The 21,664-nt window shown below is 43.6% G+C and carries 13 protein-coding genes and 1 tRNA gene; 9 read left to right on the top strand and 5 right to left on the bottom strand.

Going from position 1 to position 21,664, the window contains the following annotated elements; all coding sequences use genetic code 11:
• Window positions 1-82 precede the first annotated feature (82 nt).
• Together M1L52_RS09845 and M1L52_RS09840 are read left to right on the top strand one after the other, a co-directional pair.
• Window positions 83-568: an Lrp/AsnC family transcriptional regulator gene (locus M1L52_RS09845; RefSeq protein WP_248614804.1), complete on the top strand. Its 486-nt coding sequence runs from the start codon at window positions 83-85 to the stop codon at window positions 566-568.
• Between the two features lie 18 nt (window positions 569-586).
• Complete coding sequence (locus M1L52_RS09840; protein WP_248614802.1) at window positions 587-2,749, top strand: Tex family protein; 2,163 nt, start codon at window positions 587-589, stop codon at window positions 2,747-2,749.
• Window positions 2,750-2,844: 95 nt separating this feature from the next.
• Here M1L52_RS09840 and M1L52_RS09835 read toward each other — a convergent pair whose 3' ends face one another.
• From M1L52_RS09835 to M1L52_RS09815, 5 genes are all read right to left on the bottom strand, one after another.
• Window positions 2,845-5,247 (bottom strand): DUF3943 domain-containing protein, encoded by a 2,403-nt coding sequence (locus M1L52_RS09835; protein WP_248614801.1) that lies wholly within the window; start codon window positions 5,245-5,247, stop codon window positions 2,845-2,847.
• A gap of 30 nt (window positions 5,248-5,277) precedes the next feature.
• Entirely contained in the window at window positions 5,278-6,255 is a 978-nt protein-coding gene (gene pfkA / locus M1L52_RS09830; protein ID WP_248614799.1) for a 6-phosphofructokinase, read from the bottom strand.
• A 263-nt stretch (window positions 6,256-6,518) separates the two neighbouring features.
• Window positions 6,519-8,465 carry a sugar phosphate nucleotidyltransferase gene (locus M1L52_RS09825; RefSeq protein ID WP_248614796.1) on the bottom strand — a complete coding sequence of 649 codons (1,947 nt, stop codon included), beginning with the start codon at window positions 8,463-8,465 and terminating at the stop codon, window positions 6,519-6,521.
• Window positions 8,466-8,544: 79 nt separating this feature from the next.
• Window positions 8,545-11,571: a glycoside hydrolase family 2 protein gene (locus M1L52_RS09820; RefSeq protein ID WP_248614794.1), complete on the bottom strand. Its 3,027-nt coding sequence runs from the start codon at window positions 11,569-11,571 to the stop codon at window positions 8,545-8,547.
• A gap of 110 nt (window positions 11,572-11,681) precedes the next feature.
• On the bottom strand, window positions 11,682-13,022 hold the full coding sequence (locus M1L52_RS09815) for a glycoside hydrolase family 28 protein (protein ID WP_248614791.1): 1,341 nt from the start codon (window positions 13,020-13,022) through the stop codon (window positions 11,682-11,684).
• Between the two features lie 428 nt (window positions 13,023-13,450).
• On the opposite strand from M1L52_RS09815, the gene sppA reads away from it, so the two are divergent.
• From sppA to M1L52_RS09780, 7 genes are all read left to right on the top strand, one after another.
• Complete coding sequence (sppA, locus tag M1L52_RS09810; RefSeq protein ID WP_248614790.1) at window positions 13,451-15,238, top strand: signal peptide peptidase SppA; 1,788 nt, start codon at window positions 13,451-13,453, stop codon at window positions 15,236-15,238.
• A 51-nt stretch (window positions 15,239-15,289) separates the two neighbouring features.
• Window positions 15,290-16,447, top strand: a complete 1,158-nt coding sequence (gene lpxK, locus M1L52_RS09805) for a tetraacyldisaccharide 4'-kinase (protein WP_248614789.1) — start codon at window positions 15,290-15,292, stop codon at window positions 16,445-16,447.
• Window positions 16,341-17,216, top strand: coding sequence for a purine-nucleoside phosphorylase (locus tag M1L52_RS09800; protein ID WP_248614788.1), 876 nt, complete (start codon window positions 16,341-16,343; stop codon window positions 17,214-17,216). Before lpxK ends, M1L52_RS09800 begins: the two co-directional genes overlap by 107 nt.
• 30 nt (window positions 17,217-17,246) lie before the next feature.
• On the top strand, window positions 17,247-18,344 hold the full coding sequence (gene thiL / locus M1L52_RS09795) for a thiamine-phosphate kinase (protein ID WP_248614787.1): 1,098 nt from the start codon (window positions 17,247-17,249) through the stop codon (window positions 18,342-18,344).
• A 116-nt stretch (window positions 18,345-18,460) separates the two neighbouring features.
• A complete protein-coding gene (locus M1L52_RS09790) occupies window positions 18,461-18,949 on the top strand; it encodes a hypothetical protein (RefSeq protein ID WP_248614786.1) in 489 nt (162 codons plus the stop codon).
• Window positions 18,946-21,411, top strand: coding sequence for a hypothetical protein (locus tag M1L52_RS09785; RefSeq protein ID WP_248614785.1), 2,466 nt, complete (start codon window positions 18,946-18,948; stop codon window positions 21,409-21,411). The genes M1L52_RS09790 and M1L52_RS09785 overlap by 4 nt, the downstream gene beginning before the upstream one ends.
• Before the next feature lie 134 nt (window positions 21,412-21,545).
• Window positions 21,546-21,618: transfer RNA gene (locus M1L52_RS09780), tRNA-Phe, on the top strand.
• The last annotated feature ends 46 nt before the right edge of the window (window positions 21,619-21,664 follow it).

The following is a 21,664-nucleotide window of genomic DNA, read 5'->3' as shown; positions in this document are numbered from 1 at the left end:
TTTTATTATCAATCTGTTGTTTATAAGAAAAATTATCATTAACTTTGCATGTTCTAACAATAGACAGAGTTAATAATTAATTATGGCAAATCAGAAACTTGACACATTAGACAAGCAGATCCTTCGCCTGATATCGGAGGATGCCCGCATTCCATTTCTGGAAGTAGCCAGAGCATGTAATGTAAGTGGTGCTGCTATTCACCAGCGCATTCAGAAGCTGACGAATATGGGAATATTACGTGGTTCACAATTTATTATTGATCCCGAAAGGATGGGATTTGAGACTTGTGCTTACATTGGTCTGAACCTGAAGAACCCCGAATCGTTTGATGAGGTAGTAGAGAAACTGAAAGAGATTCCTGAGGTTGTTGAATGTCACTACACTACAGGTGACTACGATTTGTTCATTAAGCTTTACGCAATAAACAACCACCATCTTCTTACCATCATTCACGACAAGCTTCAACCCCTTGGTCTTGCTCGTAGTGAGAGTATCATATCTTTCCATTCAGCAATAGACAGACAGTTGCCGATAGCTGAGCTGACCTTAAAAGACGACGAAGAATAATCTCAACTGAAACGCTTCATGGACAAGAAGAAATTCATCGTCATCATTGCCAAAGCGTTGTCACTTCAGTCCGACGCTGTGGGAAACACGCTGACACTCCTTGATGAGGGGTGTACGATACCGTTCATATCGCGCTACAGAAAAGAGCGCACAGGAGGTCTTAACGAAGTGCAAATAGCTGCTATCAGCGAGCAATACGAAAAATTGCAGGAGATAGCAAAGCGAAAAGGCACTATCGTAAAAACCATCAATGAACAGAACAAGATGACGTCTGAATTGGAGAAGCGTATAGCAGACTGTTGGGATGCGACAGAACTTGAAGACCTGTATCTTCCGTTTAAGCCCAAGAGACGCACACGCGCACAAGTTGCCAGAGAGCAGGGGCTCGAACCACTGGCTATGCTTTTGCTCATGCAGCGTGAGCCAAATCCGAAGAAGGCTGCTGAGAAGTACGTTCATGGTGATGTTAAAGACACAGAGCAAGCCATCAAAGGTGCTCAGGACATTGTAGCAGAGATTATTAGCGAGGATGAGCGTAACCGTCAGTCAGTTCGCTTATCTTTTCGCCGCGAAGCCACCATCACGTCAAAAGTGGTAAAAAGCAAAGCCGACAGCGATGAAGCAGCAAAGTTCAGCGACTATTTTGACTGGCAAGAGCCACTAAAGCGCTGTTCAAGCCATCGTCTGTTAGCTATGCGACGTGGCGAAGAAGAAGGAATATTACGAGTATCCATTACTATTGACGACGAGACATGCATCTCCAACTTATGTAGGCACATAGTCCATGGACGTTCTGCATGTGGCAGTCTAGTAGAGGAAGCCATTGCCGATGGCTATAAGCGCCTGCTGGAGCCATCAATAGAGACAGAGTTCAGCACGCTCAGCAAAGAGAAAGCTGACGAAGAGGCGATACGTGTATTTGCTGAGAACCTCCGTCAGTTGCTTCTTGCAGCGCCACTCGGTCAGAAGCGAGTAATGGGAGTTGACCCAGGTTTCCGCACAGGATGCAAGGTTGTGTGTCTTGACGAGCAAGGCAACCTCCTTCACCACGAGGCTATATTCCCCCACCCTCCTGTAAATCGAAGAATGCAGGCTACAGTCCACATGCAGCAGATGATAAAGGACTATCACATCGAAGCAATAGCAATTGGCAACGGTACAGCGAGTCGCGAGACACGAGCCTTCGTGGAAGATCTCATAAATGAACTATCAGCTCAAACAGAGAACGGGTCGAAAGTTAAGATTTTTATTGTAAGCGAAGACGGAGCTTCTGTTTATTCTGCATCGAAAACAGCACGCGATGAGTTTCCTGACGAAGATGTCACCGTTCGCGGTGCAGTATCAATAGGCAGAAGACTCATGGATCCATTGGCTGAACTTGTAAAGATTGACCCGAAAAGCATTGGAGTTGGACAATATCAGCATGATGTTGACCAGACAAAGCTAAAGCGACAGCTCGACCTGACAGTAGAGAGTTGCGTTAACTCAGTAGGAGTGAACCTGAACACAGCCTCAAGCCATCTGTTACAATATGTCAGCGGACTTGGTCCAACTATTGCAAAGAACATCATTGAATATAGGAAAGAAAACGGTGCCTTCACCAGCCGTGCCCAACTGAAGAAAGTTCCGCGACTGGGGCCAAATGCCTTTGAACAGTGTGCAGGTTTCCTACGCATACCTAATGCTAAGAACCCACTTGACAACAGTGCCGTACATCCAGAGCGCTATGCCCTCGTGGAACAAATGGCTAAGGACTTACGTTGTAGCATAAGCGACCTCATCGCAAAGAAGGAGCTTCGAGAAAAAATTGACATTAATAAGTATGTAAGCGCCGAGGTCGGTCTGCCAACGCTCAACGACATAATGAACGAACTGGAAAAACCAGGTCGCGATCCGCGTGAACAGATTGAAGAGTTTGAGTTTGCAAAAGGGATTGAGAATATGGACGACCTAACGGTAGGCATGGAGCTACCTGGCATTATTACCAATATCACTAATTTTGGTGCGTTTGTTGATATAGGTGTCCATCAAGACGGCCTTGTACACATATCACAGCTTGCAGACAAATATGTGAAAGACCCTAACGATGTGGTGAAGCTACACCAGCATGTCAGGGTCAAGGTTTTAGAAGTCGATTATCGTCGCAAGCGCATCTCACTTACCATGCGAGGAATGAACTAAATAAACATCCCTTCGAGTAAAGTTAAACATCTCTCGGAGTAAAGTTAAACATCTCTCGGAGTAAAGTTAAACTTTTCTAACCCACTGTCAACATATTACAGTTTATATGTCAGACCAGCACGTAGTTCGAAGGTTTTCGCATCAACGTTTTTAAATTCAGCAGCTTTATAATGAGCATGACGCCAGAAATAGCTGGTACGGATATCTAGTGACATATGACGACTAAGATACACGCCGAAATTGGCATTGAAAGCCATCATACGAGTGTTACCTGGATCACCCTGTGCATTTGTATAGTCCAGATCAAATCCAGTTTTGCCAACCCATTGAGAACGATCATAGCCTTTCCATGTGAAGATGTGGAAATAGTTGGCATCAATATCCATATAGCCCACCTTCTTGATATCCATTCGCGTCTGGATCTTGGCTGAGAAGCCGCTTCCCATATTGTAGTCACGCTCCTGAATGTAAAGGTAGTCGCTGAGAGAACCACCAAGTAAGATTCCGCTGACGAAGATGCGCTGCTCAAGTTCCATGCGCTGCTCAAGATGCGGGAAGCGATAGATGAGGCCAGGACCTACTGAGGCAGCTTCGCTGATACGATAAGGAATGAGGTCGGTACCATCTTTCACTGCTTCAGAGTTATAGAAGTTAAAATGCTGGAAAATACCAAGGTCTGCCTCAAACTTATCAGTATCGCTAATAGGAGTACCCCAGAGACGTCCTAACAAGTTCAGTCGGTTTATGAGAGGCTGGTTGCTTGAGAATCCCATAGTGACACTGGAACGGAAATAGTCGTATGGCTTATTCTCATCATTGTTGTATGCATCGCCATATACCATTACAAGTTCCATGTAAGGATTGTGTTCACCACGGAACAGTGCATGATCATCGGCCAAATAACGCGAACCTACTGAGATGCTATACTTCACAGGAATACGTTTATAATCGTGATAGAGGTAGTTGCGACTCTTACGCTTCCATGCCTGACCTGTCAGTATTCGTTTCAAGCCTTTCATTGGCGAAACGGCAGCGCCTCCAAGCTCGCGCAAGAATCGGCTGAAGCCGACTTCACGATCATCGTAGAACAGATCACTTATGCGGAAAGTGATTTCACCAATGCACGAGCCACCAACAGAGGTAGCAATCATGTCATTGATGGCTGGCGGTGTAATCTCGCCAAAGAACTCCCACATCAACGAGCCACCAAGTGCACAAGGATATGACTGCCAGAAGTTATAGCCATTAGTTCGAGCAGAGTTAAAATAAAGATTTCCATGGTATGGGTGAGCGAACAGGTTCGTGTTGAAATTATCGTTATCCCACACGAAAGCATGTTCGAAGTTGTGACCTATGCTATGAAAGTTTATTCTAGAGAATTCCTCGTTGAGTACCCATGTGTCCCATCGGTTCACAAAGGCGTTCAATGCAGTAATCATGGAAATGGTGCGAACCATATTGCGTTTCTCAGGAAGTGCAAAACGATTATCATTGCCTTCCATCATATCTTCTTCAGAGTGAAGATGTAGTTCACGTGATTTCTGACTATTATAACCAGCATATTGATAAGTGAGACCAACCTCACCAATCATACGGTGTCTGAAACTCTTGTTATGATTATAGTAACGAGTATCTCCATAGCCCACAGAACCAAATATGCCCCAGTGTTTGCTAAGCTGGTAATCCAAGTTCAAGCGTGCTTCCAGAGAGTATAGACGCTCAGGAGCTTCAGTAGAGTGTTCTTGGAATGTCTCTATATGAAAAAAGCCCAAGTCGCCACTCACCGACAACCGCGGAGTAAGATTAAAGTACTGTCCTATACGATAGAATATGGTACCAGAGAATTTATCGTTAAGTCCCATATAATGGGTACCGGCACCGAAGATGTTATAAGTACTCCTATTGCGAAAGCGCAATGCAAAGTTTATTTTAGAATTGGTACCTGCAAAACCCATTAAGGCTATCTTAGTCTTAGGATTGACATTGACGAGTCCATAGCGCTTAGAGATTGTATCGTGGGAATAGTTTACAATACCTATCTGCACTCCTTTCTCGTATTCACGAAGAATATTAAACATGCCAAACTGTACGCCTCGCAGAGTATCTGTTCCATTACGGAATGCCATCTGCACACCCTTCAGGGTTCCGATATTCTGGTTCGTAAAACCGCTAAGCTGAAGTCCGTTTGCTTCACCAATAACGATATTATTGAGTCCCGACAACTGCACTCCAGTCATACCATCGTATGCCACATTGCTAAACACAGACATCTGTACACCTGTCACATTTGAGCCAAGGATAGACACAGGCGAAATCTGTATGCCTTTCACCGTATCGGAAATAGTAATAAGCCCCAACCCTACGCTTGCGCCATAGCTTTTTGAGGACTTATTACTACTTTTCGTTACAGTTGACTTCTCATTCTCATCTATCTCATGTGCCAGAACACCAAAAGTAGTCATCATTACGATAACTGCCAAAGAAAGGAGTCTTTTCATAGTAGATAGTTTTAAGTTTTTTGCATTGTGTTATATACTTAATTCATCAAGTACTTTTATCAGTCGTTTGTCGAAAGGTTTGTCAGTACGTATGCACTCTGAGAAAGGAACATATACAACTTCATTGAAGCGATAGCCTATCATGACATTGCGCTGTCCCTGCAATATTGCCTTAATAGCTCCGACACCCATACAACTTGCAAGTACACGATCACGAGCAGACGGACTTCCACCACGCTGCAGATGACCAAGTATAGACACACGGACGTCGAACCCTGGGAACTCATTCTTCACACGGTCGGCATAATAAAGAGCGCCGCACTTCTGACTTTCCGACACTATAACGATGCACGATTTCTTTGACTTACGAATACCACGGTGCATAAACTCAGCCAACTGATCCACATCGGTCATATCTTCAGGAATAATAGCAGCCTCAGCACCACAGGCAATAGCACAGTTCTGAGCCAGATAGCCAGCTTCACGTCCCATCACCTCAATGAAGAATATACGCTCATGTGAGTTGGCAGTATCGCGAATGCGGTCAACACACTCCATGATGGTGTTCATAGTAGTGTCATAGCCTATTGTTGCATCGGTACCATAGAGGTCGTTATCAATAGTACCAGGCAGTCCGATAACAGGGAAATCGTGCTCCATAGCAAAAGCACGAGCACCGGTAAGAGAGCCATTACCACCTATGACAACGAGAGCATCTATACCTTCGTTGACACAAGTCTCATAAGCCTTGTTTCTACCCTCTTCGGTAGTAAACTCCTTAGAACGTGCCGTCTTAAGAATAGTACCACCACGGGTTATGATACCACTAACATCTTCTGTAGTAAAGGTTTTAACTTCATCATTTATAAGTCCATCGTAACCGCGATAGATTCCTTTAATATTAAAACCATTGTAAATGCCTGCACGAGTCACTGCACGAATAGCAGCATTCATACCTGGAGAGTCTCCTCCGGAAGTTAAAATACCTATTGTCTTAATCTTTGACATAGTAAAACAATTATTAAATTTACTTGCGCTCTGCATTGATAAGAATTGCATTATTAGCGCTTTGCTCTTTTTTTACCTTTTTTACGTAATGCAAAGGTACAAATTAGTTAAGAAATAGCGATGTTACTTTTTCAATTTTAACACTGATACGTAAAAAATGGAACAAAAGTTTTCCTATTAAACAATATCATCAAGAGAAGCCTAAACCTTCACCAAAAGCATATGTCCTAAAACGACAAGCACCTATGGTGAAGGCTTGGAAATCACCCTTCCGCCTTACTGAATTTTGACACTGTGTCAACAAGAGCTGCAGGATTACCCATATCAAAGCGCTCGCCTTTAAGACGAATGCCATACATGCCTTCGCGCTTACGCACTGCATCGAGAGCTGAAGTAAGTTCTATCTCACGCTGGGTGTCACCCTGCTCATCGGCTAAACGGATGTCAGCCTCAAGCTGATGGAACACTTCTGGTGTCAGAATGTACTGTCCTAATACAGAGCAATACTCCTTTTCACCTTCAGAGTTACGAACGCCAAGGAATTCTTCAGCGTAGCTTGCCTTTGGCTTCTCATTCAAAGCAGATACATGAAGCACGTTGCAATGCTTGTCTTCCCATACACCACTCATTATTCCGAAATGGCTCACCGTACTAACAGGTACGGGATAAAGTCCTGCCATGAGAGTGTTATATTTCTCGTAGGCTTCTATCAGCTGCAATGCACAAGGCTTATTCGTATTGGAACGATAAAGAGTGTCGCCAAGCATAAGAAGAACCGGCTCTTCGTGTGCGAACTGGGCTGCCTGATAAACAGCATGTCCAAAACCGCGTTTCTCTGTCTGATAAACATAATGCAAGTGCTTTCCTATATTGAGTATGCGGTTCTCGTACTCCTGACTCTCAGTATTCAGTTTCCGCATGTGCTCCTGTGATAGCGGACGCTCAAAGAAGTCTGAATACATCTGACGCTCTTCCTCGCTGCCAAGAACAAGACAAATCTCTTCGATGCCACTATGAATTAGCTCTTCAAGAAGAATAAGTATGACAGGACGTACCATGCCATCGGGACATGGAATGGGGAAGAAATCTTTCTTCAGTCCACGCGTTGCCGGGTAAAGGCGCGTACCAAATCCAGCAACAGGTATGATAGCACGACGGACAGTATGAACAGGCTTAATAGTAAGCGGATAAGCCGGCATTCCCTTTGATATAAGATAGTCAATCAACTTCTGCTGTGATTCCGCGTCGCGTGCAAGGAACTGTACCGAACCATCACCATGTGATCCCACGCCCTTTCCTCCATAAGTAAGAGTTTTTATATGTTCATCGGCAAGCACAGACTTAAGCTTCGGCGATGTCAACTCTGAAGGACACATAGGTGCCACTTGCCTGTCGAACACCTCTTCTGTCTCAGTCATAAGTTTTCCCAACGCCTCACGGTTACCTTCAGCCATGTATTTCACAGCTCTCTCAATAAACTCAAGATTTTGCTTTCCCAAGGCATCATGTTCCAAACGCTCCTGCTCATTGGAAGCGAAAGGATAGGCTTTGTTCAAGTCAGCAAGAATCTTGATAGTATCTTTTTCTCCACAGAGGTCTGCAAAAACCCAATACAACTGTTTCTTCACAGTCAACTGTTGCACCTCAACCTCATCGCCATCGAAGGTCATAAGGTTTGGCTTAACACCAAAGGCGCAGGCTTGGTCAAGACGTCCACAACGGCTCGACGTTCGCAGCTCTCCCACATAGGCGATGTTCATCTCGCCCATTGTATTAAGGTTGAGATTATATATAAGGTTAAATGCACGCGCAACGAGGACACAGATGGCAGCAGATGAGCTCAGTCCGCTCTTCATGGGAAGTGTCATGTCAGTAATCTTTATGCGTACGCCACCGACCTTATACCATTCGAGCATATAAGATGCCACTCCTGCACAATAACAGAAGAAATCGCCAGAACGTGCTATACGTTTAAGTTCCTGCTCATCCATACGACATGCGAAATCATGCCACTGTCCATGCATTGTAGGAGCAATACTCTGAACCTCAAAAAGTGTCGATTTCTCAACTTCGGCATAGATACCCTGCTCTATACCTGTAACAATGGCTGCACCTGGGGCGATGTCAGCATTCATTGTACGATAGTGACCTGCCCAGTCGGTATGCTCACCGAAAAGGCACAGACGTCCTGGAACAAAAAGCTTAATCATTGGTTAATAAAAAAATATTCTTATCTTGTTTTATGGGGACAAAGATAAGAATATTTTCTTAAAAAAGAACTGTCTGTAATTATTTTTTTACTCGTTCAAGCAAATCAACCTCTACAATTCTCAATTCAGTCTTTCCTTTTGATGACTTCATGCGATCCATTTCGTTAGCCACACCGCCTGCCAGTTCTTTCACAAGGCCGAACTTTTTACTATCTTGAGACGGAGCTATCATCTTTATAGTCAATTCTTTAGCATCAACTGGTTCAGCAATTGACATATGGACATAACCCAATGATGCTGGTGTAACACCTTCCCAAACTTTTTTCTTACCAGCATAGACCTCCAACGGATAGCACTTCTGGCGCCAACCAGTAAGCTTCATTGTTATTTCGCTGATAGCAGCCTTGCGAGAAAGCTTAAATGTAAGCCACGCATTCTCGCGCTGGCCATCGCTCTTCCATTCCGTCAATTCGTTGTCATCAAACGCCTTTTCCACATCGGCCTGATTTGAGCCAGCTTTCACTGAAGCGATATCTACACTCTTGAACACATCATCATAAGAAGGTGTTGATGGCGTTTCACCACGGTCCAGAACAGGAGCTAATGTTAACGATGGCAGCACATCAGCAGCAGGTGCCTTTGTTGTATTTAGAGTGAGATAAGCAGGACGAAGACCATCGGCAGTGACAGACAGGTGTATCTCACCAGGGTTGACTGTACTGCGAACGAGCACGCGATTAACGCCACATTCTACTGGCAACGACATTGCTCCTACATAATTATCGCTCAGATTCTTCTTGTTTGCAGAATCCAAAAGATTTGGATCCTTCTTCTCGTTATCTTTCAGATACTCGTTGTTGTTTCGTGTACCAATACCTCCAATCCACTGTCCTTCACCATAAAGAGTGAAATGAATCATGCTGTCATCAAGTGGACAACGACGTCCTTGTCTGTCAAGAACCTCAACCTGAACGAGTGCCATATCAGCACCATCAGCCTTGAATCCTTCTGGATTTTGGATGGCAGTAAGCTTTAGCTGATATGGTTTGCCTGCTGTCTCTATGGCATGGCGAGATGTCTCCTTACCATTTGTGTAGCCAACAGCCTCTATCTTTCCTGGTTCAAATGCGATTGGCTTAAACGTAAACAGCCATTGGTAAGAACGCTCACCGCGTTCTACTAGTTTACCATTAACGAACAGTTTTACCTCATCGGCAGTAGAAACAACATAGACAGGCTTAACAACTTGCTTTGTACTTTCATAGTTCCAATGACCTATAATATATGTACGTTCATTCTCTGGTGACACCCATCCATCCCACATAACCTGATGGGCAAAGAATGCATCTTTAGGTATACGCATGGCGTCAGTGACTCCACTTGTACGATAGTTAGACTCTCCACGATGATGAGTATTTGTGTCAGAGAACACGATCTTCACTCCACCAGAATTTACTCGTTTTCCTGTGCCTGGACGCTCAAGCCAATACTCATGCCAACGCTCTACCATGCCACATGCCAGGGCATCCATATTGTGGTTATAGTCAAGGGCAGGTGCACCTCTGTATAGAGGGCCGTCACCTTCTTTATGATATGGATAGCTATATTCATCCCAATATTTCCGCAAGCCCTCATCACGATAATACTCCATTGACCACATAGGTTTAGAAGCACTCTTGTTGATATAGAGCATCTCGCCTCCATACTCAGCCTCGGGTCTGTCAAGCATCTCGCGTGAACCGATAGCTCGCCCACCCTTTGGGTCAAAATCATCACGTATCTTCTTCATCTCTTCCATGTGTTTTTGGGAGATACGGAAATTGCCACACTCATAGAAGATAATCGAAGGATTATTACGATTATAGATGATGGCATCACGCATAACCTGAGTGCGCTGCTGCCAGCGTGGGCCTTCAACATCTTTCTCTGCATCACCAGCAGGCATCGCCTGAATAAGTCCAACACGGTCACACGACTCTATATCTTGCTTCCATGGACACACATGCATCCAGCGCACAACATTTCCTCCAGACTTAACCACAAGGTCGTTGCTGTAGTCACTAAGCCATGCAGGAACACTAATGCCCACACCTGGCCACTCGTTACTCGTGCGCTGGGCATAGCCATGAACCATCATAACACGATCATTGAGATAGAACTTACCATCTTTGAACTCCGTCTTGCGAAATCCAGTACGTGTAACGACGCAATCACTCGCTGAGCCATCATCAGCCTTAAGCATAGTCTTCACTGTGTAGAGATAGCCATATCCCCATGACCAGAAATGAAGTCCTTCGACCTCCTTGGATGCCGACACAGTACAGAGCTTGCCAGACTGTAATGTCACACGCTTTCCTGAGAAACGTGTTATTTCTTTTCCTTCAACATCAAATATTCGTGTTTCCAGAGTGAAAGAACGCTCAGAAGAAGCTTCATTCTTTACCTGAGACTCAACATGTATAACAGCCTTGCGACCAGATATATCATAATCAGTTGCAAAAATATATGTTCCTGTTGTAGAAAGGTTTGAATAAAGAGGAAGTGTCTGATAAAGGCGATCGGTCAGATGCAGGAATACATTTTTTGGAAGACCACCGTAGTTTGCGTTAAAGTTCTTATCGTTCCACTGATAACGACTGTTAAGCACGCGATCACGATAGTTCCAACTATTGTCGCAACGTACAGCAATGACGTTAAGTCCCACCTGTGCATAAGGAGTTAGGTCGAAGCCAAATGCCATAACTCCATTATCGCTAAAGCCAACCTTTTGTCCATTCAACCACACATCAGCTCCCTGACGTGCTCCTTCAAACTCAATGAACACCTTTCCTTTAAGATCTTCATCTGACAAAGAAAAAGACTTGCGATACCAGCAGACAGTATCAGTATGGTCAACTATATCTTTACGGAATGCCTCGTCACCATTGAAAGCATAGGGTAAAGTAACCTTTTGCCAATGACTGTCATCGAAATCTGGCATAATTGCTTCTGACAAATCACCTACCTTCAATTTCCAATCGGCGTTAAAGTTAAGCTTTTTTCTCTCCGTTGCCGATGCCACCACTGCGAACAGCATCAACAACACACAAATGAGGTTCTTACGCATATAATTATAGTAGTTTGTTTTGTTTTTGCAAAAGTAAGCTGACAAGAAGAAAACGGACAATACTAATCGTCCGTTTTCTTGTAAAAGCGTTCAACAGAATGACATTTTTACTATTTTATCTGAACATTCTTGACTGTACAGTTTTCAATTATCTCAGGATTGAATGCTTTCTTTTGATCTGTAACATTGATATTCTCAAAAGTAAAATCTTTCAGACGATACTTATCAGAAGTGCCTACATCAAAGAAATTTTTGCAGTCCATATTGATGTTACGGAAATAAATGTTGTTACATTGCGACAAAGGCATATCTTCACGATTTTCAGGCTTAAAGAACTGAGTCCATGGACGCACGACGAGGAACGAGCCACAATTACCCTTAAAATTCTCAACCCTCACATACTCATAATGCTGGGGAGTGTCAGGACGCATCTTCAGCCACAACACACGAGTGGCATCCTTAACTGTACAGCGTCGCATGATAACGTTTTTGTCATGAAGCGATTCCGATCCGAGGGTCATACATCCATGAACTTTGCCATATGTACAGTCTGTCACGATGATATTCTCACATGGGCCATTGTTTGGATCCTTATCAGCCCATGTTCCTTTTCCTCCTTTCAGTACTACAGCATCATCATTGACACTCATGTAGCAACCACTAATTAGCACATTCTTACATACATCAATATCAATTGCATCACTCGAAGGAGCGCCTCTTTTCGGATCAACAGGTGTCACATTGTCAAAAGGAGCGAAGATGTAGCAACCAAGATAGCGCACGTTCTCACACTTATAGAGATGGTTTGTCCAGAAAGGAGAGTTTATTATACGCACATCCTGAACGGTGACATTCTTACTATTAGAGATATACACGTTGCGAGGACGCATTGCTTCGAGATTGGTACAGTTTTTATTATACTGCCTACGAATCCAGAATTCCTCCCAATATGCCTGTCCGTTTCCATTTATGGTGCCAGGACCTGTAATGGTGAATCCATCATTATCATCTGCATTGACCAATGCTGCAAAATAATTCAACGTCTGTCCTTCCATACGAGTCTTAACAAGCTTAAAATCACGTATACGGTCAGAACCTCTCAACTCGCCATTCTCTTCTATTAAAAGATGTGTACCTTTTTTAAAGAACAGTGAGCCACTTACCACAAAGCCGCGAGGGATGACAATTACTCCCCCACCCTGACTTGCAGCCAGGTCAATAACAGCCTGTAGCTTTTCTGTCTGCACCTGCTCAGAATAATTCTTTACTCCGTAGTTAGTAACTACATATTTCTTGCCAAGAGTAGATACATCTACACGAGAGGTATCACTAAACCATGCTGGTATAGGTGTTCCATCTGGCCATAGTTCAGGTTGCACTTTCTTTCCTTTAGCAAATGTCACAATAGCAATCATAGCTACCAAGACTCCCAAAATGATTCGTTTGTTCATTAGTTTTATTCAAAATTTATATATTCGTTTACGATTAGCATTATCGTCTTTGAAAGAAAGACGTCAAGGTTTTCAGCCTACAAAAGTAGAAAAAAAATCTCAAAAAAGACATAATCCGTACGATTTTACAACAAAATGTACACCATTATAATCTTTTTCTTTAGCTAACGTCCTACCTTTGCATCACATTTTCACAAATAACTCAATTTGAATTGTTCAATGACGTAACATGGAAAGCGTTTTAATGAAATAGTTTTAGTTAGTAATTTTTTATGGTAAAAAGAAATGAGCTGGGCTGAGAAGTTCGGCTCCTTTTGTTGTTCTTTCGTTGTATAGTGTAAAAAAACACAATAAAATAGATTGTTTTCTTGCTTTTATTACATATTTATATTAACTTTGCCACGAAATAACACAATTATTATTAACCCATGAAAGAATTTTTCAAATACACGCTTGCCACAATCTGTGGTATCGTTCTTCTATCGGTGATTTCAGGAATCATGTTTATGATTTCCATTGTAGGTATGATTGCTAGTGAATCTGCTTCTACTCAAGTTAAAGACAACTCGGTATTCGTTATCAAACTGAGTGGCATTCTGCAGGAACGTTCAGAGGATAACAATCCTTTCTCCTCATTATTAGGAAACGATAACACAGAGCAGATGGGACTTGACGAACTTATCTGCGCTATAAACAAGGCAAAAGACAATGAAGATATTAAAGGTATCTATCTTGAAGGAGGTCTCTTGTCGTTCGATGCTCCTGCGTCAGCACAGCAGCTTCGTGACGCCTTGGTAGAGTTCAAGAAGAGTGGCAAATGGATTATTGCATATGCCGACCAATACATGCAAATGAGCTATTATGTAGCATCTGTAGCTGACTCTGTATTCCTCAACACTACTGGCATGATTGACTTCAAGGGTCTTGGAGGTAAAAGTCAGTATATGACTGGTCTATATGAAAAGCTTGGCATTAAAATGCAGGCAACACGTGTAGGAAAATACAAGAGTGCCATTGAGAGCGTGACACGTAAGGACATGAGCGACGATGACCGCGAGCAGCGAACAGCTTACCTTCAGGGCGTGTGGAAACACATGCTGAAAGACATAGCAGACAGTCGTAAGGTTAGCACTGAGCAACTAAACCAGCTTGCCAGCGACAGCATAATCGCCTTTGCTGATGCAAATGACTACATTAAGGCTCACCTTGTGGACAAGCTCATGTATCCAGAAGAAATAAAGACTGTAGTGAAAGCTAAACTTGGTATTGACGATGATGACGATATTAACCAGTTGCTGCTTTCAGACATGGCTGGCGTTGATGCGAAAAAGAAAGAGAAAGGTGATGAGATTGCCATCTATTATGCTTACGGCGAAATAATAGACTCTAATGCCGGCGGACTTTTCCCAAGCCATTCTATCGTTGGCAACAAGACCGTTGAAGATATTGCAGAACTTGCTGACGATGACGACATCAAGGCAGTTGTTTTAAGAGTCAATTCTCCTGGCGGAAGTGCAATTGCATCTGAACAGATATGGCATGCAATAGAACTCCTTAAAGCGAAGAAGCCAGTGGTGGTATCTATGGGCGGTTTGGCTGCTTCTGGTGGCTACATGATTAGTGCTGGTGCTAACTACATCGTAGCTGAGCCAACCACACTTACAGGCTCTATAGGTATATTCGGTCTTATTCCAAATCTCACAGGACTTGCAACAGACAAGTTAGGAATAACCTTCGACGGTGTGAAGACTAACCGCTTCACAGACTATGAGGACAATCTCGTTTTCAGCAAGGAAAATGAGGCTGAGCTACTCCACATGCAACATTATGTGGACCGTGGCTACGAAAAATTCCTCAGCATTGTTGCACAGGGACGCAAGATGAGCCGCGATGAGGTTCATACTATTGCTCAAGGTCGCGTATGGCTGGCATCTGATGCCATCAACATAAAGCTTGTTGATCAGCTTGGTTCACTCGATGACGCTATCAAGAAGGCTGCTGAACTCGCAAAGAGTGAGAAATACTACACCACTGCTTATCCTGGTCAGGAAGACTGGATGGACAACCTCTTCAAGAAAGACGAAAAAGGCTCTTATCTTGACAGCCAGTTGCGCACAATCCTTGGCGACTTCTACGAGCCAATCATGGAGATGCGTCTCGACCAACAGCGCAACCGTCTGCAGGCAAGATTGCCATTTACGACAACCATTCGATAAACTATAGTATTGTTACCTCATCATAACAACGACTCGAAATAGGCAACTAAAATGGAAGGCGATTTCATCAAGATCAACGAATGGCTAAAGCCATTAAGCTGGCTCTATGGATGTATTATAGGCTTTAGGAACTTTCTTTTCGATGTGGGAGTTCTCAAAAGTCGCGCCTTCGACATACCTGTCATCTCAGTAGGCAACATTACTGTTGGAGGAACAGGAAAAACGCCTCATGTGGAATACCTCATACGTCTTCTGAAAGATAGATTTAATGTGGCAGTGCTCAGTCGTGGCTATAAACGTAGAACAAAAGGCTATATTGTTGCTGATGCGAACACCATCATGACCGATATTGGTGACGAGCCTTTCCAAATGAAGCAAAAGTTCCCCAAAGTGACAGTTGCTGTTGATGCGAAAAGGGTTCATGGTATTGAGACACTCATGGATAGCGATAAGAAGATAGATGTCATTCTTCTCGACGATGCCTTTCAGCACCGTTATGTAAAGCCTGGCATAAACATCCTACTCGTTGACTATCATCGTCTCATCATCTATGACAAGCTATTGCCTGCCGGTCGTCTACGCGAACCACTGAGCGGCAAGAACCGTGCAGACATAGTCATCATCACAAAGTGTCCTGACGCTCTGCGCCCTATGGAGTTCAGAGTGGTAACGAAAGCAATGGACCTTTTCCCCTATCAGGACCTCTTTTTCACAAAGCTTGCATACGATGACCTTAAGCACTTATATAATGGTAGCACACGCGAACTTAACAGCATTGGCAGCGACGAACACGTCTTACTGCTGACAGGAATAGCATCACCACGGCAATTGAGGGAAGACCTGAAGCCATACGTTAAAAACTTAACGCCACTCAGGTTCCCTGATCATCATGAGTTCAATGACGATGACGTTCAGCTCATCAATGAAACTTTTGCAAACATGCCATCCCCAAAGATTGTTATAACGACGGAAAAAGATGCTGTCAGAATAAACGATACCAAGGGATTGAGCAAAGAGATAAAAGACAACATATACTCTTTACCTGTGAAAATAAAGTTCTTGCTGGAGCAAGAAGAAGTGTTTAACGAAAAGATTATCAGCTATGTACGAAAAAATTCAAGAAACAGCATCCTGGCTAAAACAAAGGATGACGACAAATCCAAAGACAGCCATAATTCTGGGAACGGGTCTCGGACAATTAGCTTCTGAGATAACCGACAAATTAGAAATTCCATATGCAGAAATTCCGAACTTCCCTGTATCTACAGTTGAAGGTCATAGCGGAATGCTCATCTTTGGAAAGTTAGGCGGTATAGACATAATGGCCATGAAAGGACGCTTCCACTACTATGAGGGTTACTCAATGAAGGAAGTGACATTTCCTGTTCGAGTAATGTATGAGCTGGGCATCAAGACACTCTTTGTCAGCAATGCTGCCGGTGGCATGAACCCTGGCTTTAAGATTGGTGACCTAATGGTTATCACCGATCACATCAACTTCTTCCCAGAGCATCCTCTGCGCGGAAAGAACTTCCCAACAGGTCCACGTTTTCCTGACATGCACGAGACCTACGACACATCACTCATCAAGTTAGCAAGTCAGATTGCACGCGAAAAGAAGATTCGCCTGCAATACGGTGTATATATGGGTGTACAGGGACCTACCTTTGAGACTCCTGCCGAATACCGCATGTATCGCACTCTCGGAGGCGACACAGTAGGCATGTCAACAGTTCCTGAGGTAATCGTTGCACACCATTGCGGCATTCGCACATTCGGCATTTCTGTTGTAACAGATCTTGGTGGCTTCGACAATCCTGTCGAGGTAAGCCACGAAGAGGTACAGGAATCTGCTGACAAGGCACAACCCATCATGACAGAAATCATGCGCGAGATGATTATCCGCTCTGAAAAAGTAAATAGCGACAAAAAAGAAAAGTTTGACACCAGTCACCCAACAGAGAACTGGAAAAAGTAGATTTTGTCCCCTCACCTCTTTAATATAATAATGGAAATAAAAGAATTAGGAGAATTTGGTCTGATTGACAGACTAACAAAAGACTTAGAAAAGAAAAACGAATCAACGAAGTACGGCGTAGGCGATGACTGCGCCGTACTCAGCTATCCTGATACAGAAGTACTCGTCACCACCGATATGCTAATGGAGGGTGTACATTTCGACCTCACCTACATAGACCTGAAGCATCTCGGTTATAAGTCGGCAATGGTCAACATTAGTGATATCTTTGCCATGAATGGCACGCCACGTCAGATAACCATATCACTCGCCATTAGTAAACGTTTCAAAGTGGAGGACATTGAGCTTTTCTATGAAGGTGTACGTCTCGCTTGTGAAAAGTGGAATGTGGATATCGTTGGTGGTGACACAACATCATCATATACGGGTTTGGCAATATCAATCACGTGCATAGGTGAGGCTCGTAAAGAAGATATCGTCTATCGCAATGGAGCACACGACACAGATCTTATCTGCGTCAGCGGAGATCTTGGTGCTGCCTACATGGGACTACAGCTCCTGGAACGCGAGAAAAGCGTTTATTATTCTCAGGTGGAAGACCTACAAAAGAAAATGAAGGAAGCCAGCGCTGCCGGTGATAGTGCAAAACTCTCAACTCTCAACTCTCAACTCTCAACTCTATCCCAGCCAGACTTCTCAGGAAAGGAGTACTTGTTGCAACGACAGCTGCAGACAGAAGCACGCGGTGACATTATCCGCAAACTTCGCGAAGTCGGCATTCACCCCACTGCAATGATGGACATCAGCGACGGTCTCTCATCTGAGCTCATGCATATATGCAAACAGTCCGGAGTTGGTTGCCGCATCTTTGAGAAAAACCTTCCCATTGACTACCAGACTGCAGTAATGGCTGAAGAGATGAACATGAATGTTACGACATGTGCTCTCAACGGTGGCGAAGACTACGAGCTGGTATTCACAGTTCCCATTGGCGATCATGAGAAAATTGAACAGCTAGAAGATGTACATCTAATAGGACATATCACCGAACAGAAGTTCGGTCACATTCTTGTAAGTCGTGATAATCATGAGTTTGAGTTAAAGGCTCAAGGTTGGAATCCACTATAAACAGGCTGGGCGTCTGCCCAGTCTGTTTTACAAATGCGGTTTAGATTATTGACATTGATACGGAGCCGCTCCATTAGTATATTGTTGTATAAAACAATCAATAAAAACCTATGACAATGAAACGAAGAATCCTAATTTTTCTATCGTTGCTTTGCTTGGTGGCCATACCATCTACAGCAAAACAAATGATGTGTCTTGTTATTCAAGCAAAAGACGGTACTAAAGTGGCTTATGCCTTGGCTGAGAAACCGCGTCTGCAATTCAACGACACTGAGCTATTGGTAACAACGGCAACGCTTCAAGTATCATACAAGCGTTCCGACATCCTACGTCTTACCCATGAAATACAGGAAGTCAACAGTATATTCGACATTAGCACCGACAGTTCAAAAAAAGAAGTCAACTTTCAATTCGACGGTAATGTACTGATGTTCCCAAAACTCCATGCTGGAAGCATCGTAGAACTACACACCGCTAACAGCACACCTGTTCTGATTCGTCAGATAGCCACCGACGGTGAATACGCTTTCAACTTGGGTAGTCTCCCCATAGGAGTATATCTTGTCACTGTAAATGGTATCACCCACAAAATAGCGAAACGATGAAAGCAAGGCATTTTATTCTTATGTTTGTTGCTTTGCTCAGCACAGTGACGAACGTTGTCGCCCAAGGACAACAAGACGCATTTTTCATCTATCGCAATGACGGCGACTTCAATGCATTTCATTTCCACGACGTTGACAGCATAACCTATACCGACGTGAAAGTTGTCGGACAAGATAGTGTCTTTTGCGACCACATCGTAGCACAACTCATCTGGACTCAAGACAGTGTATACCGTATCCCCATCGAAGCTGTGGACAGTGTCGGATTTACTGCTCTCGAAACAATCATCAACAAAGATGTCTTCATGCTCACTGAAGAGCATTTGCCTTATATAATGAAAGCTGACACGCTGCACTTCACCATGCTGCTATCAACACCAGAAAGCCTACGCCCCCAAAAAGGCAATGTAGTAGTCGCCACGCCTGAATGTACAGCATTTGCCAATGGAATCATGGCACGCGTGACAGCCATTACTGCCAACAGCAACGGAATACAGTATGAGTGCGAGGGTGCTACTCTGGACGAAATTTTCGATCAAATACTCTACTATGGCACAGTCAATGGTGATGAAACTTCAATACCAAACAACACAAATGCAATTAGACGCGCTGAAGCAAACATCAACAAAGAGCTTTGGGACAAAAAACTGGAAGGAGAATGGGAAAAGGGCAAGTTGAAAGCTAGTGCCTCTGTAAAGAACAATGCACATCTACAAGCAACCATACGCAAGACTTCATGGAAAGACCCCATCTATTTGAAACTAGAGTTCAGAATGAACACGGAAGCTGAACTATCCTTTCAGGCAGAAGTGGAAAAAGAGGTGAGCACAGGACGACGCCAGATAGGACACACTGTAAAAATAGGGAAATTATCGTTCCCCAATCCCATATTGAGCAAGATACTATGGTTCGAGCCGCAGTTAACGCTCTACGGCTATGCCGAAGCTGAGGGCAAGGTAGGATTTGGCTTTAATGCCAGCTATGAGCGTACCGACAGACTTGCCATTGTCTATGAGAACGAAAGCTTACGCCTTGTACCGACACATTCAAGCGATGCCGAACTTAACTTAGCCTCACTTTCATTGGAGGGAGCTGTGGAAGTAGGGCTTGTGCCTGAAGTGATGCTATCGGTGAACGGTTCGTCAACAGGCATCGGAATCACACCAGTATTCGGTGTAAGGGAGGAAGCCACATTTAGTTTTGACGCTATCAGTTTGTTTGACACGGGCATTTACGATGCTATCAAAGACACACAGGCAGAGACATTCCGTACAAGCGAAGTTTCCACCTTTGCAAAACTCAGCCTGCTTGGCAAGAATGCTAAAGGTTCAACTACTCCCAAACGTTTTAAAACGTCCATCAGAAAGGATTATTTACTACCTACGTTCCAACCAGGTAGCCAGAAAGATCTTTTCACAGACATGAAGGTGACACTAAATGTAGAGCGCAATACGCTGTTTTCACCTATCATCGGCATGGCACTCTATGACTCCGATGACAACATAATACAGACTGCAGACTATACTGGTGAGCACAACAAGGCAAACAGCACTTTTGAATATACATTCAGCAATATACCAAAGTCCCAGCAACTGACAGCCTATCCCATTGTCAAAATAGCCGGTGTTACCATGCGTGCTACGCCAGCCATTCCACTGGGCTACTGTCCAGCCCTGTTACAGAGCGTTACTAGTAACGGTGCAAAATACGTCACAAATGACAGCTATCCACAAGAACCAAACCGCATGTACATCGGTATTAAAGCAAAACTTAACAATACAGAGGACATCGAGGAATGGGGACTATTCAGAGTATTGGCTGATGGTTATATTGATATAATCGGGAAATTCAATAGCATCAACACTACTCCCCAGAATGCAACATATTATTTGAGGAGCAGTGAGGCTGCAATGAGGAAGGACTATAATAACTTTGTTGCCGAACTCGATGCCACAATTGGATTGTATGCAAAGAAACGCAACAAAAAAACAAATGAATTAGAATTATTCTATGGAGAATCTGCCAAATATACCATTCGCTATGACACCCCACCATCAGTTACAATCAGTAACCCACGAGTAGAGAATGTAAAGGTCAACAAGACGGAGACGGTAACAAACGATAATAACGAACAGGAAACACATACACAGTACAACGCCAAAGTTACATTCGATGAAGACGTAAATGGCAGTTTCTGGATGGAAAAAGTAGTTCATGATTCTTCCATTAGTGCATGGAATCTATCCAGTCTGAATGCATGGCATCCAAGCGACAGAGAGTACAGCTATTCATACAACTTCAATTTTTGGAGTCATCTAATGTCAAGCTACAGCCGATGGTTTGTAATCTACCCTCGTGGTGGAGGCAGTCCCATCCATTCAAACTACTTGAACGTTACATGCGGTACAAACACCGTCACAAGAATTTGGACATCGTCATACCAAGAATACAGTACACGATAAAAAGATATCGTATAATGTCAAATAGCATAACATATTTTTAATTGTAAAACAAAATAATCAGTCAAAAATTTGGCTGATTATTTTTTTATTAGTACCTTTGCACCCGCAAACGAAAGGATTGTATTGAAAATAATGGTGCCTTAGCTCAGTTGGTAGAGCATCGGACTGAAAATCCGTGTGTCCCCGGTTCGATTCCTGGAGGTACCACTCCTCCTTTCATTATGAATCCCGCGAAAGTCTTCGGACCGAGCGG

The organism is Prevotella sp. E13-27 (assembly GCF_023217965.1).
In the GTDB taxonomy this organism is placed as follows: Bacteria; Bacteroidota; Bacteroidia; order Bacteroidales; family Bacteroidaceae; genus Prevotella.
Note: the sequence above shows the minus strand (reverse complement) of the source record. Positions and strands in the feature narration are given on the sequence as shown.